Below are 15,093 nucleotides of genomic sequence, written 5' to 3'. Positions count from 1 at the left end.
ACCAGCCCGCTGGGGGAGAACTCAGAGCACCATGGCGCGGATCCGCCGACGGATTCGGCGTGCAACAACGGAAGGAAAATATCATGTGTCGACCCACCACCTGCGAGGTATGCGGAAAGACCACGTGGAAGGGCTGCGGCAAGCACATCGACTCGGTGAAGGAGAAGGTGCCCGCGGATCAGTGGTGCGATAAGAACCATACCGACGAGGAGTATGCCGCCGCCGAGAAGAAGCGCGGTTTCTTCGGCAGCTTCTGCAGCTAGTCCTGCGCTCCTCTGGCAGTGTCGCAAGTCCCGCGACGCTTGGTTTCGTGCGCCTTTCTCGAGGCTCGGGGTGCTCATGTGTCAAAGAGAGTATTTACTCGTGTGACACAGGTATTATTGGGCTATGAGGTGGACGACAAAATCAACGTGGATTCGTATCGTCGTGCTGTTTGGCATCTACCTGCTGGTGCCGGCGGCATGGTTTGGTGTCTCGCGCGCCTCGGACTCGATGGAGATCGTGAAGAGCCTCGCGTTCCTGATCCTGCTCGTCATCCTGCCCCTCCTGGCGATAGTCTTCGGCGCGTGGGACGGCGTGAAGGAGGGCTTCAGCCTCCTGTGGCTGCTCGCGCCTTTTGTGTGCTTCCTGGCGCCGATGTTCCTGTTCTTCAACGACAGCGCCTTGATCTACGGGGTGGGCTACAGCATCCTCGGCTTCGTGGCCCACGGCGTTGGCGCGCTCATCCACGCGCGCCGCACGCGGCGTGTATCACCGCGTGCAAACGGGTAGTCCTCCCCTGAGTCTGCGGACGCGGTGCCCTCGCGACTGTCGTTTTCCGGCCCGCAGCGAGTCCTTCTCTGGTCTGTGGACGCGGCTTGCGGCCTGGTTCAGGTGCGCTGAGCGTAGTCGCGTGCAAGGAGCTGCGCTGCACATGTGGATGCGGATAGGTTACGAACATATGGATAGGTTACGAACATCCGGATAGCTTAGTAACCTATCCGGATGCGCATAACCTATCCGGATGCGTGCATCCTATCCGGATGTGCCCTCGCGCTTCTGTTGCCGTGCACAAAACCCCGTTTCGCCCCGGCAGCGCACCCGAGGGCGTAGCATTCCCAGTAGCGTACTGATGCGCCACCGTCGGTGTGCGCGTTCGACAGGCACACGGAGGTGTTCAGCAATGTTCTGGGATCGGGTCGCGCCCCTGTACGACGCCTTTGAAAACACGGTGAACCGAGCCTCGTATGAGGGCACGGCACTCGCCGTCGGACAGATGATCGGCCCAGGCGACGAGGTCCTGGAGTGCGCGTGTGGCACCGGCGCGATCAGCGCCGCCATCGCCCCCGTATGCGCGCGCCTGGTCGCGACCGACTACTCCGAGGGGATGCTCAAGCAGGCACGCAAGAAGCTCGCGAAGCGCTCGAACGTCACCGTTGAACAAGCAGACATCACGGCCCTGCCCTACGCCGATGACTCGTTCGACGTCGCCGTCGCCGGCAACGTCATCCACCTCCTGCCCGACCCCGAGCAAGCCCTGCGCGAGCTCGCCCGCGTGGTCAGGCCCGGTGGAACGATCATCCTCCCCACCTACGTTGAGCCCCCGAAACGCAAGCAGGGCATGATCCCCGCTCTGCTTGCCCGCCTCGGCGCAGGCTTTGAGCGGCGCTTCACCCCGGCCTCGTACCGGGCGTTTGTCGAGGGGATGGGGTACGCCGAGGCCCGCTACCGCCTCGTGCGCGGCCGCATTCCCTGCGTGATCGCCGTCCTGCCCAATAGGAAGCGGTGGGACTAGCGGCCGTCCAGCGCGAGCTCGCGCAGCATCTGCCCGTAGGCGCGCGAGTCACGGCTCATGCGCTCGCAGTGCCCCCACCCGGGCCACACGACCAGCTCCGCGCCGGGGTAGAGGCGCGGAACTGTGCGCCGTGCGAGGCGCAGGTCCGAGTCTTTCTCCCCATACGCGAACGTGCAGCGGCGCTGAGTGGCGGGGGAGAGGGGAGGGAGAGAGACCCGTGAGCAGTCGCGGGCGATCGCGCGGATGCTGTCCTCGCTCATCGCGATGAGTGAGTGAGTCATGGGGCGCGCGGCCTCCTCGCCGTAGAGGCGCGCGAGCTTGCGGACCCCGGCCTCGGGGTCGCGCGCGGCCTTGCGGCGCTTGGCTATCATGACGCGGCCGAGGACGGCTCCTCCCGCCCGGGCCACGGGCCCGCCCGAGTAGAAGCTCACCCCTTCAACAAACACTCGATCGAAGGAGAGGTCGGGGAATCGCAGCAGTTCAAAGAGTACGACCCCGCCGAGTGACGCCCCGAACGTGAGCGTCAGGTGCGTGGCATCGTGTTCCACGAGCCAGGAGTGGATCGCCGCCGCCTCGTTGGCTGCTGACACGTAGGGGGCTGAGGCCTCGTCCCCGTGGGCGGACAGGTCGGGCGCGAGGAACCGCAGCCCCGCGCCCATGTGGTCGGCTACCGCAATTTTTATGCCCGAGGCCGAGGAGATCATCGGGTGAATGAGTAAGACGGTGGGGGAGTCGTCCCCATAGTCCCCGTAGGTGTGCATCTTCATGGCGTTGCCCCGCATGAGCGTCGGGCGCATCGGCGCGCCCGTGAATCGAGTGGACAATCGGATGCTACCACCGCGATGCCGCGGCGGAGGTGGATTCACGGGAGGGGATCGCGGTATCCTGGCTGGCAGCCGAAGGAGTGCGACATGGTCTATGACGTGAAGAAGGAAGACAAGGAACTGTACGCCCCGAAGAAGGGCCCCAGCATCGTCGAGGTCCCTTCCATTTGAAGACAATCATCCGGCACCCCGTTAAACGCCGGTCGGCAGCAGCGCAGTAGGGTGTGGTGTCCGAGCTCGACAAGACGGCCGCCGTGGCGTTCGGGCTTCCCTGGTGGCCCCGTGGCGGGAGCATAGGTATTGTTGGTCTGTTCACGACTTAACCAAAGGAGAGCATGATGCTTGTGGTGACGACCCCGACCGTTGAGGGAGCCCCGATTAAGCGCTACATCGGCATGGTGTCCGGCGAGACCTTCGCCGGCGTCAACATGTTCAAGGACTTCGGCGCGAGCCTGTCCAACATGTTCGGCGGGCGCGCCTCCCAGTACGAGGAGGAGATCGGCAATGCGTCGGCTACTGCCGTCAATGAGATGTGCGCCCGGGCGCAGGCGATGGGCGCCAACGCGGTCGTCGGCGTGAAGGTCGACTACTTCACCGCTGGCGCGGACAACGGCATGCTCGCGGCGATCGCGACGGGGACGGCCGTTATTCTCTGAGTCCTCCTCGCGCGGGCGACACGCCGCGCACACATCGACCCGCCGGGTGGCGAGCGGACCGGAGCGTCCGAGGCTGCCCGGCGGGTTGTCGCATCCGGCGCGGACGCCCGAAATAACACAGAAGCACGCAAACTAAGGCACACCTAAATCAGGAGAGTTTACGCTACCAAAGTCTGGTGATCAAGCACTTGACACATGATGAGAAGAAGAAGGACGAGGTCTAGGTTCTTTCGGGCAATGACTCTACCCTTGACGCTGGGTGCGCAGCGAAGACGCGCGCCCGACGCCCAGTTGTCAATCAAGTGAGCCAGAGATGTCCCATCGTTCCATCATGGCACTGGCGCTGGTAGTGACCGGCGCCCTCGCCGCGACCACAGTGAGTACCCCGGCGGCCTTCGCCGAGGAGGAAACCCAGGTCCCCAACGTCGCCGCCGGGGCTGCCCAGGGCTCCCATGCCTCGTTGAACGAGGCGCAATCAGGAGACGGACCCCAGTCCGGCGCAACCGACGAGGCCGGGGACCCCACCCCGATCACCGCGCCCGAGGGCGCCGACGACACCCCGGTGACGATCATCGTCGCACTGGAGGACGGAAACGTCGGTATTCCCTGGTATCAGCGCGTTTTCGGGCTCTCCTCCCAGACGAAGCATGAGACGGTCAGGGACCGGATCGAAACCTCGGTCGAGCAAGCGGTCCCCGGCGCCGATGTTACCGACGTCGCCGACTACACCCATGCCTTCGACGGCTTCGCAATCAGCGCCCCCGCCTCCTGCCTCGAGGCCATCAAAAACACTGCGGGCGTCAAGACCGCCTTCGTCGAGCGCCACCACAAGCCGCTGGTCGTCGACGGCGAGTCCGCCGCGGCCAGCGTGGACGCCGTCAACCCCGCCCTGAAGAACGGCTCCTCCCTGGAGATGACCCGCGCGAACCAGACCACCGTCAAAGGTGACAAGCAGGTCATCGAGGTCATCGACACGGGCATCGAAGCAACACACCCGGCGTTCTCCGGCTCCATGGACGGCGTGCCTGTCCGCTTGACACAGCGGGACGTCGAGTCCCTCGTGGGCAAGCTCAGCCACGGCACGAGCGGCGCGTACCTGAACTCGAAGATCCCCTTCGTTTTCGACTACGCCGACAACGACGCGAACGTGCTTCCCACCTCCACCAAGGATCTCTCCCACGGCACGCACGTGGCCGCCATCGCGGCGGCGAACGCGCCCGACCTGCAGGGGACCGCCCCCAACGCGCAGATCATCGTCGCGAAGGTCGCCGCCGACAAGGACGGGTCAATCCCCGACAGTACCGTGCTCGCCGCCCTCGACGACGCGGTCATCATCAAGCCCGACTCGATCAACCTGTCCCTCGGTGACGACGCCGGCATGGGAACCGAGGCGGGCACCGTCTACGCGGAGGTTTACAAGAACCTCGCCGCCGCGGGCGTGACCGTCAATGCCGCCGCGGGCAACTCCTACTCGAGCGCCTACTCCAACTACACTGGCAAGGGCAAGCCCTACGCGAGCGATCCCGACGCGGGCACGGTCTCCGAGCCGGCCTCCTACCCCTCGACGCTGGCCGTCGCCTCAGTCAACAACCAGGACGCCCTGCCCTACCTCACCCACGGTGACGAGCAGATCGTCTACCGAAAGTCGCGCGGCCTCAAGGACGCTGTCGTCCCCAGCCTGCTCGACATCCCCGAGGGGACATATACCCTCGTTTATGCCGGTATCGGTGACGGCGCGGCCCTCAACAAACTCACCGCTGAGCACCCCGGTGACCTCTCCTCCGTCATCGTCCTGGAGGACCGCGGTGGGTCGGACAGCGCGACCGGGGCCGACATGACGCACGAGGCCAAGGTCAGCGCGCTCACCAAGCTGAGCTCCAAGCCCGCGGCCCTCATCATCGGCGACGCCGAGGACGCGGACACTCCCTACGAGGCGACCATCGAGTCCACCCACACGCTGGCGACCGTGACCATCACGAAGAAGGAGAAGGATGCGCTGATCGCGGCCATCAACGCCGCCGACTCCCACTCGATCTCCATCTCGAACCCGCACGCGGGCGTCGCGCTGGCCTCCGCCAACCCCACGGTCTCGGACTTCACGTCCTGGGGCGTCACCCCCGACCTGGCCCTCAAGCCCGAGGTCGCCGCCCCCGGCGGTACCATCACGTCCGCCGTCCTGGGGGGTGAGTACCGGGCCATGTCGGGCACCTCCATGGCGACCCCGCAGGTCGCGGGCATCGCCGCGCTCGTGCGCCAGCGCATCAATGAGGACCCGGCGTTCGCCGACCTGAGCGCCTCCGAGAAGACCTCGATCGTCACGAACTTCCTGATGGGCACCGCCCACCCGCTGCTCGACGTCGACCAGAACAACGGCACCTACTACTCGCCCCGTCGCGTCGGTGCGGGCCAGGTGGACGCCCTGGCTGCCACGACCTCGTTCGTGTACCCGGCCGTGGTGGGCGCCGTGAACCCCTCGCGCCCCAAGGCCGACCTGGGGGATGGCACGCAGGGCTGGACCTTCCAGGTGAGCCTGACCAACGTCTCCAACGAGGCCCGCTCCTATGCCCTGGGCGGCCAGGCGCTGTCCGAGATCGTCGAGGACGGGCTCTTCACGGAGCACTCCACCAACTGGGCGGGAGCGGGCATCGACCTGACCTTCTCCGCCGACTCGGTGACCGTCCCCGCCCAGGGAGCCGCCACCGTGACCGTCACTGTGACCCCGCGCTCGGCCTTCGCCTCGTACGCGAACGCCAACGCCCCCAAGGGCACCTTCATCGACGGAGCCGTCACCTTCACGAGCACGGATGGCGCCCCCGACCTGACGGTGCCCTACATGGGCTTCTACGGCTCGTGGGGCGCGCCCGCCATCTTCGACGGCAAGTGGTACGACGGCACGACGAGCACCGCGCACGCCTGCTCCTCGACCCTCATGAACCCGGCGACGGACGTGCCCCTGGGCGCGCTCAACCCGCTGGACGGCCAGGACGCCACCGCCGTTCGCGCGGTCGACCCCGCCTCCTTCATCATGTCGCGCTCGGCCGCGCAGGAGGCGCCCAACAAGATGCTGCCGCGCACGTGCCTGCTGCGTAACACGCCGAAGCTGACCTACACGTACACGAACGAGGACGGCCAGACCGTGCGCTCCTACACCTTCGAGCGTGCGAAGAAGTCCTTGTTCAACTTTTCCGCAGGCGCGATTCTGCCCGTCGAGAGCCAGGAGGGCAACAATCCGGTCTTCGACGGTTTCGACGAGGCCGGCAACGAGCTGCCCGACGGGCGCTACACGCTTTCGATCGAGGCCTCCTCCGTGGCTCCCTCGTCCTCGACCCAGCAGATGACCTGGCAGTTTTCCTTGGACACACAGGCACCCGTCATTTCGAACGTTGCGGTGACGGGCGAGGGCGAGGGGCGCGTCGTGTCCTTCGATGTCTCCGATCATTCGCCTCTGGCCGGCATCGCTTTCTCCGAGTCTCCCAACTCTCGTCACTATTTCGATGAGAAGGAGGTCGTGGGCGCGAACCGTCAGCCCGACGGCACCTACTCCAAGCACTACGAGATCGCCTGGAAGGATCTGGTCGACCGCGCGGATTCTACCGACCCGGCGACCTCCTACCTGTACGCGTGGGACTGGGGCAAGAACCAGACCCGCCGCCAGATCCGCTTCCAGACCATCCCGATGACCTCCCTGTCGCTTGCCCCGCAGACCTCCACGGTCGTCGCGGGCGACAAGGTCGCGCTCACCGCCTCCTACGAGCCCTCGAACGCGAACGTCACCGACCTCGTGTGGTCCTCCTCGAACGAGGCCGTGGCAACCGTGAATGAGAATGGTGAGGTCCAGGCTCTGGCTGCGGGCGACGCGACCATTACTGCGACCGACGCGACCCAGCCGAGCCTGTCGGCCGCCGCGCAGGTCCACGTGCGCACGATCTCTGAGGATGTGGGCATCGAGCTGGAGCAATCCTCGCTGGCCGTCAAGGTGGGCGAGGAAGGCACCGTGAAGTCCTACCTGGCGCCCTCCCTACAGGGCCGCGACATTAGCTGGTCGGTGGAGCCCGTCGACCTGGCCACGGTCGCCGGCATCGCGGGAACGACGAGCGCCACGGTGACGGGCGGAGACCACGGCGGAGCGGGCACGCTGAGCGCGACCGTCACCGACGCGGCGGGAGCAGTCAAGACCGCCTCGATCCCCGTCACGGTGCGAGCAGCCGACGCCGACGACTTCGAGGTCGACGAGAACGGCGTTCTCACGGCCTACAAGGGCAGCGCGACCGACGTCGTCATCCCCGAGGGCGTCACCGACATCGGCGAGCGCGCCTTCGCGAGCTCGACCGTGGAACACGTGACGATTCCCGCCGCCGTGCGCAGCATCGGCAACGAGGCCTTCATTTACTCCTCGCTGAAGAATGTCACCTTCCAGGACGACGCGGCCCACCCCTCCCGGCTGACGTCGATCGGTGAGCGGGCGTTCGCGAACACGAGCCTGGAAGCCATTGAGCTGCCTCGCTCCCTGGTGACGATCGGCGCTGAGGTCTTCGACTACGACTCGGCGCTCACGTCGATCAAGCTGGGGCCGAACGTCGCCGCTGATGCGGTGACCTCGGGGTACTCGGAGACTACCGCGCTGACCGGCGTCGAGGTCGACCCCGCGAACCCGAACTACGAGAGCATCGACGGAGTCTTGTACTCCAAGGACCACTCGCGCCTGATCCTCTACCCGGCGGCCAAGAACACAGGCGGCTCGTACACGGTGCTGGACGGGGTCACGAGCATCGCGCCCAAGGCCTTCCAGAAGGCGGGTATCACCACCGTGGCGCTGCCCGATAGTCTGCGAGCGATCGGGGACGAGGCGTTCCGTCTGTCCGCGCTCACCGCGCTGTCCCTGCCCGAGAAGTTCGAGACGGTTGGCACCTGTGCCTTCTGCTCTGCTGGCAAGCTGGAGAGCATTGATCTGGGAGGCGCGATCTCGCTGGGTGGCAGCGCGTTTGAGTCCACGAGCGCCAAGAATGGAGTCAATTTCCGTCCCGAGCTGGGTCGCCTGATGACGATTGGCGACTTTGCGTTCAGCCGCACCGCGGTTCCTACCGTGAGTCTGCCCGACTCGGTGACCACGGTTGGCGAGCAGGCTTTCTCGGAGAACAGCGCCCTGGCCTCGTTCCATATCGGCGCGGGCGTCTCCTCCTTCGGCGAGACCGCCCTGTACAACGACCGCACGATCGCCTCGCTGACGGTCGATCCTGCCAACGCGGTGTACTCGGCCGAGCGCAATGTCCTGTACCGCACGGGCGCCGACGGGCTGCACCTCCTGCTCTCCCCGGCGGCGAATACCATCACCGACTACACGGTGCGCGCGGGCACGGTCGATATCGGCGCCTCGGCGTTCGCCAACAACAAGGCGCTGACCCGCGTCGTCCTGCCCGAGGGTGTGACGACCATCGGCGATGAGGCCTTCGCCGGGTGTGCTTCCCTGGCCGAGCTGGTGATCCCCGACTCGGTCGAGCGCTCGAGTGGCGTCACCGGCAACTCCCTGGAAGTTGTCGAATACGGCTCCAAGGTGACCTCGATTCGGATGGAGGGCAGCTGGGTTCCCATGCCGCGCCGTATCGTTGTGCGCGGAGGAGTGGACGGCTCCTTCGTCTATGACGGGCGCCCGACGAATGGACGCCGCCAGAGCGCCTACTTCGGCGAGGGTATGACGCGCGTGTCCTTCGGCGCGGACGTCCCGCGCGTCCTCGTCCTTCCTTCGACGCTCACCCGCCTCGACCTTGAGCCGGAGCTGAGCGACGAGAAGAAGGAGGACACGCAGGTCTACGTCGCCGCGGCCGAGGGGTCGCCCGCGTGGAACGTCGCCAAGGACGCCCTCGAGGCAGCCGGCTTTGATGCGTCGCACCTGCACACCTACACGGCTGCGTCGATGGCCCTATCGGGTGCTTCTATCGCCGAGGCCGGTGGGGGCTACACGTACACGGGCGAGGCCGGGGTGTCGGTCGACGTGACCGCGACGGTTGCTGGTGGCATCGCCGGGACGGCGCAGGTGCGCGCCGTGCAGGTCGGCGCGGACGGCACCGAGACACTCGTGCGCGACTGGACGACTGTGGCGGACGGCGGGGAGGGGGCGGCCGCCTCTTCGGTGACCTTCCCGTGGACCCCGTCCGCGTCGGACGTGAGCCTGCGCGTCCAGGTGCGTGACGCCTCGTACCTGATGACCACTCTCACGATCAAGCTGCCGGGCACCCCGACGCCTGCGCCTGAGCCGAGTCCGGATCCGACGCCTGCACCAGACCCGACGCCTGCACCAGACCCGACGCCTGCACCGACGCCTGAGCCGAGTCCGGATACGACGCCTGGGCCGGACTCGACGCCTGCGCCTCAGGGCGGTGCGTGGATCAGCGATTCGGTGGGCTGGTGGTACCGGTATGCGGATGGCACTTACCCGGCTGGCCAGGCGGTGCAGATCGGTCACTCGATCTACCGCTTTGATCCTCGCGGCTACATGCGTACCGGCTGGGCGAGTGAGGGTGGCTCGTGGTTCTACCATGACGCGTCGGGCGCTCAGGTGAGTGGTTGGGTCAAGGATGGCTCGTCCTGGTACTACCTGGATCCTGCGTCGGGTCGTATGGTGACGGGGTGGCTGCTTGATGGGCTGACGTGGTATTACCTGACGCCCGGCAGTGGCGCGATGGCGACCGGTTGGGTGTGGGATGGTTCTGCCTGGTACTACATGGCTCCCAGTGGCGCGTTGACCACGGGTTGGGTCAAGGACGGTGGCTCCTGGTACTACCTGAGCACCGACTCCGGCGCGATGTTCACCGGCGGGCACTGGATCGGCTCGACGTGGTACTACTTCGCCGATTCGGGACGGCTCATCGGCTGACCTGATAGCGACGCTCCCTGCGCCCGCGCCCCCGGAGAATCTCCCGGGGCGCGGGCCTGTGCCGCCCCTCAGGCTCAGCCATGTGTCGACCGTGAGCGGCGAGAACGCGGGGAAGGATGAACGAGCGGGCAGCGCCTTGCGTGACGCCCTTCGACCATTAGGTCGATCCGGCGACGCGTCTGCCCCTTATTCGTGGACCTCCGGCGGGTGTTGACGCCAGTAATTCGAGTCCTTAGCAACTTTGTCAGATTCGGTGGAAAGATGTGGTGCAACCCTGGAAAACGCGACGAAGCGGGACGTGTAGAGGCTCGCCGATGACCCCGCTTACCGTGGGTCATGCATGGTAATACCTTTGAAGACCGTGGCACGCATGTCGACGCATGCTGAGAAGCTGCGTCTCAGGAGATATCCGGAAACCCTCTCAAGGGATATGTTTGACACGAGGGTCGTGATCGCAACACGGAACCTTCCCTTACCAACTGCCAATAGAGGGGTTTGAAATGTCCCATCGAAAGTCAATGGTGCTGGCGTTCGCGCTCGCCGGTGCCCTGTCGCTGACCGCGGTCAGCATGCCCGCCGCTTTCGCGGCCGACACGGGCACGGGCGGTCAGGTGAACGCAGCCGCCGCGCCGCAAGCCAATAATGATGAGTTCACCATCGACGCCGACGGCGTGCTTGTCGCCTACACGGGAGGGGCGACGGACATTCGCATCCCCGAGGGCGTGACCGAGATCAGCTCGAATGCCTTCACCAGCGCACAGCTGACGAGCGTGTGGATCCCCGCGAGCGTGCGCGCCATCGACGACTCTGCCTTCGCGGGCCAGCCGCTCACCCAGGTCACCTTCCAGGACGATGAGGCGCACCCCTCGCAGCTTGAGACGATCGGGGAGCGCGCCTTTTCGTACACACCTCTGGAGAGCGTTTCCCTTCCTCGTTCTCTCAAGACGGCAGGCCTCGAGGCCTTCAGCGACATGGCGAAGCTGCGCTCCGTCAGCGTTGGCCCGAATGTCCAGGCTGACGGCCTTTTCGCGGCATTCGCACGCACCCCGCTCCTGGAGAGCATCGAGGTCGACGCCGCGAACCAGAACTACCAGAGCCTCGACGGCGTCCTGTACTCGAAGGATCTGACGCACCTGGCGACATACCCGCAGGCGAAGAACTCGGGCGGCTCCTACACCGTCGCTGAGGAGACCGCATTCATCGACGAGGGTGCTTTCGCCTCTGCGCAGATCACCTCCGTGATCCTGCCCTCGCATCTGCGTAACGTTGGCAAGGGTGCGTTCGTGGGGGCGCGGATTACGTCCCTGACCCTGCCTGACGCCTTCGAGTCCATGGACGACACGGCTTTCTGGTACATGTCCAAGCTGGAGCGCGTTGACCTGGGTGGTGCCACGATGCTGCCGGATAGTGCCTTCCGCTACGACAGGGCCCTCGCCGAGGTGAATTTCCGTCCCGACCTGAATCGCCTGGCCGAGGTCGGCGACTACGCCTTCGACACCACGGCGCTCACCTCCGCCACACTCCCCGACTCGGTGACCTCGATCGGTAAGGGTGCCTTCTCCAACGACACCGCCCTGACCTCGCTCCACCTGGGCTCGGGCATCGCCTCCATCGGCGAATCCGCGTTCGTGGGCTCGAACAACCTCGCCTCGCTGACCGTGGACCCCGCCAACACGGTGTACTCCGTGGAAGACGGTGCCCTGTACAGTAAGGGCGACGCTGGCCGCACCCTGGTCCTGTACCTGCCCACAAAGACGGACACAGACGTGACGGTTCCCGAGGGAACAACCGCTATCGCTGATGCCGCATTCGCGAGCAACACGTCCCTGCGCCGAGTCGTCCTGCCCGAGGGACTGACGACCATCGGCTACGGCGCCTTCGACGGCGATACGAACCTCACCGACCTCGTCATCCCCGACTCGGTGACGGTCGCCCGAGGCCTGGTCAACAACGGCCTGGACACGATCGAACTGGGAACGAAGGTCACGGAACTGTGGATGACCCCGCGGCAGACCTCCTCCCCGCGCCACATCATCGTGCGCGGCGGAAACGACGGCGAGTTCTACTACGAGGGCAAGGCCTCCAATGGCCGCCCGGACAGTGCCTACTTCGGCGAGGGGATGACCCGATTCACCTTCTGGTTCGACACTCCCCGCGTCCTGGTGCTGCCCTCGACCGTCGAGGAGATCAAACTCGCCGCCGACATGGACGATGACTTCAAGGCGAACACCGAGATCTACGTCGCCGCCCCCAAGGGCTCGAAGGCGTGGACGCTCACCGAGACAGCCATGAAGAACGCCGGCTACAACACGGAGAGCCTCTTCGAGTACACGACCCCCCAGGTGAGTGTGTCGGGCACCGGCATCAACGAGGCCGGGGCCGGGTACACGCTCACCACCACCGTGGGCACGCCGACGACCATCAACGTCTCCGCTCAGGGCGGCACCCTGGGCGGACGCGAGCTGCGCGTCGTGCAGGTCAGCGCTGACGGCACCGACACTGTCCTCCAGGACTGGGCGTCGATGCAGGGCAGCTCGGACCAGAGCGCGTCCACCGCCTCCTACACCTGGACCCCGACCAGCGCTGAAGCGTCGCTGCGCTTCGACGTGCGTCAGGATCCCCACGCCGTGACCTCGACGACCGTGAAAGCCTCGTCTGACACGACGCCCGCGCAGGGCCAGTGGGTCTGGGGCGCTCGCGGCTGGTGGTACCGCTACGCGGATGGCACCTACCCCTCGAACACGGCCAAGACCATTGGCGGCATGGTGTACCGCTTCGACGCCGACGGCTACATGCGCACCGGTTGGGTCTTCGAGCAGGGCTTGTGGTACTACCACGCCGTCTCGGGTGCCCAGGTCACCGGTTGGGTTCTCGACGGGATCTCCTGGTATTACATGGACCCGAGCACGGGCGCCATGGCCACGGGCTGGGTCACGGTTGGCTCGCACTCGTACTACCTTGACCCGCAGACCGGCATAATGAAGACCGGCTGGCTCAAGGACGGTGACTCCTGGTACTACCTGAAGCCCGGAAGCGGCCAGATGGCAACGGGCCGTGTCTGGATCGGGTGGCGGTACTACCGCTTCTCCGAGACCGGTCAGCTGATCCGCTGAATCGGGAGAGGGTGGTAAGCCCCTTCCGCGCGCCTGCGTCGCCGGTGTTCCGGGGGCGCAGGCGCCCTGTCGTTGCGGGCAGTGACGGCATGAAAAGTCTCAGGGAATTCTCAGGTTGTGTTGTCGTTCTGGCAAGGTTGGCTTCCTACAGTAGAGGCATACAAGGAAAGGCGACGTCGGCCATAGTGGCCGCGTCGGCGTGAATCTTCTGAGGAGCTATTTGGGCGAACGTGCACTGTGTTGATGGGATACGCCGAGGGGTCGACCGTGAGGTTGGCCCCTCGGCGTTTCTGCTTGTCCGTGGTGGGCTCGCCCAGTGGGTCGTTCGCCTCCCGTCGATCAGGGGTTATAGGATAAAACGTGGGTTATAGGACAAAACGTGTTGGTTTTGTGGCGAGTTTTCGGCTTGCTGGTGCGGAAAAATCGGTATTGAAGATGGTGGGAGCCAAGATGAAGGATGGACAAATCTTGTTGGTTTTATAGCGACTTTTCTGCTTTGTTGCGCGGGAAAGTCGCTGTTGAAGGCGGTGAGCGCCAACGTGGAGGATAGGCAAAAAGTGGTGGTTGTGTTGCGACTGTCCCCGGCCTCGTTCTCAATTTCGCACGTAATTCCTTCGTGACTGTTTCAAGATTTGAAATCGCATCGTTGAAATCATGCGGTTTTCGGCCGTAATTCAAAACTGAACAAGTTAAATTATGTGCGAGATTGTTGGGGAACTAGAGATTGTGGCACCAGCGCGGCTCGCGCCGCGCCTGTTCCCGGCCTCGTCGGCGGCATTGCTTGACTCCCATTGGACGGGCTATCTCAGAATGTCGCATGCAATTCCCCCGACCCTGTGTCGCGTCACGCATTCGCATCGTTGGAATTGCAACGTTTGTAGACGCTGTTGAAAGTTCACTCAGTCGAATTGCATGCGAAACTGCTCCGAGGATGTGCGCTCGCCGCACACGCGGGCCCGATTCGCCGCCGCCTGACCGCTGGGCGGCTTACCCTCGTGCACCCGCGCGCACGCGGGCCCGCTCATGCGTGCCTGGGCAGCGCCGCCCATGCGCATATCGTGAGGTTGACGTGCGTATCAAGGGGTTACCGCGCATATTCAGCGGTTCGCGTGCGAGCTCCACGCGAGGCCAGGCGCCGTTGTGCCCAGATCGCAGACCACCTCGCCCACAACACCCGATTGTCAGCGTTTTTCGCCGAGGTGGTCTGCACTTTGGGCGCCACACCAACCAAAGCCACGCGCGGACCTCTACCAAACAGGGGGAATTGCGCTGTGAGAGGTGCACGGTTGAGCTCACCCCACGTCGAGGGCGCCATCAAACGGGGGGAATTGCACCAATAGAGGCGCGACACGCCGGCGACACGCCGGCAGGAGGCTTCTAATGGTGCAAAACCCCCATCGTCAGCCCGACATACACCCAGGCGCAGAGGGCGGAGGGCCGGAGGCCACGGGCGCGCTTCGAGACACGGGCCTAGCCACGGCACTCGCGGGCGGCGACCCGACAACCTCCAGACACATTTCGCACGTAATTTCCCCTCGGTCATTTTTCGAGATCACCTGAAAACGTTGCAATTCCAGCGATGTGGATTCAATATTTGAACTAATCGCAGGGGAATTACGTGCGACATTGATGGGCGGGGCAGGGGAACGGGCGGCCAACTCCACGACGACGTTTGCTGCCGATGAGGCGAAACAGCCCATCGGTGATCATTCAACCAGGTCTGATCGGGCGCAATACTCTCGATCAGGTTGAATCTCGCCTCACGGGTCGAATGCCCCCAAACGGGTTGAACGCTCCCGATCGGGTGTATTCCTTCCGATGGGGCGCATACTGTCTGAGGCGCTGCGGCGCGGGC

General features: G+C 65.1%; 7 protein-coding genes. 6 read left to right on the top strand and 1 reads right to left on the bottom strand.

What is annotated here, in order from left to right; genetic code table 11:
- The first annotated feature begins 83 nt into the window (after positions 1 to 83).
- The 3 genes from QU663_RS07475 to QU663_RS07465 all read left to right on the top strand — a co-directional run bounded on the left by QU663_RS07475 (position 84) and on the right by QU663_RS07465 (position 1,774).
- On the top strand, positions 84 to 263 hold the full coding sequence (locus tag QU663_RS07475; RefSeq protein ID WP_021611335.1) for a hypothetical protein: 180 nt from the start codon (positions 84 to 86) through the stop codon (positions 261 to 263).
- 124 nt (positions 264 to 387) lie between these two features.
- Positions 388 to 771 (top strand): hypothetical protein, encoded by a 384-nt coding sequence (locus tag QU663_RS07470; protein ID WP_021611334.1) that lies wholly within the window; start codon positions 388 to 390, stop codon positions 769 to 771.
- Positions 772 to 1,162: 391 nt separating this feature from the next.
- Positions 1,163 to 1,774: a class I SAM-dependent methyltransferase gene (locus tag QU663_RS07465; RefSeq protein ID WP_021611333.1), complete on the top strand. Its 612-nt coding sequence runs from the start codon at positions 1,163 to 1,165 to the stop codon at positions 1,772 to 1,774.
- Here the strand turns inward: QU663_RS07465 and QU663_RS07460 are convergent.
- A complete protein-coding gene (locus QU663_RS07460) occupies positions 1,771 to 2,598 on the bottom strand; it encodes an alpha/beta fold hydrolase (RefSeq protein ID WP_232210914.1) in 828 nt (275 codons plus the stop codon). The genes QU663_RS07465 and QU663_RS07460 overlap by 4 nt on opposite strands.
- A gap of 338 nt (positions 2,599 to 2,936) precedes the next feature.
- Here QU663_RS07460 and QU663_RS07455 point away from each other — a divergent pair, with 338 nt between their 5' ends.
- The 3 genes from QU663_RS07455 to QU663_RS07445 all read left to right on the top strand — a co-directional run bounded on the left by QU663_RS07455 (position 2,937) and on the right by QU663_RS07445 (position 13,238).
- Positions 2,937 to 3,254, top strand: coding sequence for a heavy metal-binding domain-containing protein (locus tag QU663_RS07455; RefSeq protein ID WP_034480716.1), 318 nt, complete (start codon positions 2,937 to 2,939; stop codon positions 3,252 to 3,254).
- A 313-nt stretch (positions 3,255 to 3,567) separates the two neighbouring features.
- Positions 3,568 to 10,125, top strand: a complete 6,558-nt coding sequence (locus QU663_RS07450; protein ID WP_304990536.1) for a leucine-rich repeat protein — start codon at positions 3,568 to 3,570, stop codon at positions 10,123 to 10,125.
- A gap of 500 nt (positions 10,126 to 10,625) precedes the next feature.
- Entirely contained in the window at positions 10,626 to 13,238 is a 2,613-nt protein-coding gene (locus QU663_RS07445) for a leucine-rich repeat protein (protein WP_034480462.1), read from the top strand.
- Positions 13,239 to 15,093: the final 1,855 nt, after the last annotated feature.

Origin of the sequence: Schaalia sp. HMT-172, from assembly GCF_030644365.1 — a bacterium.
Classification (GTDB): domain Bacteria; phylum Actinomycetota; class Actinomycetes; order Actinomycetales; family Actinomycetaceae; genus Pauljensenia.
This window is presented reverse-complemented; position numbering and strand designations above follow the sequence as displayed.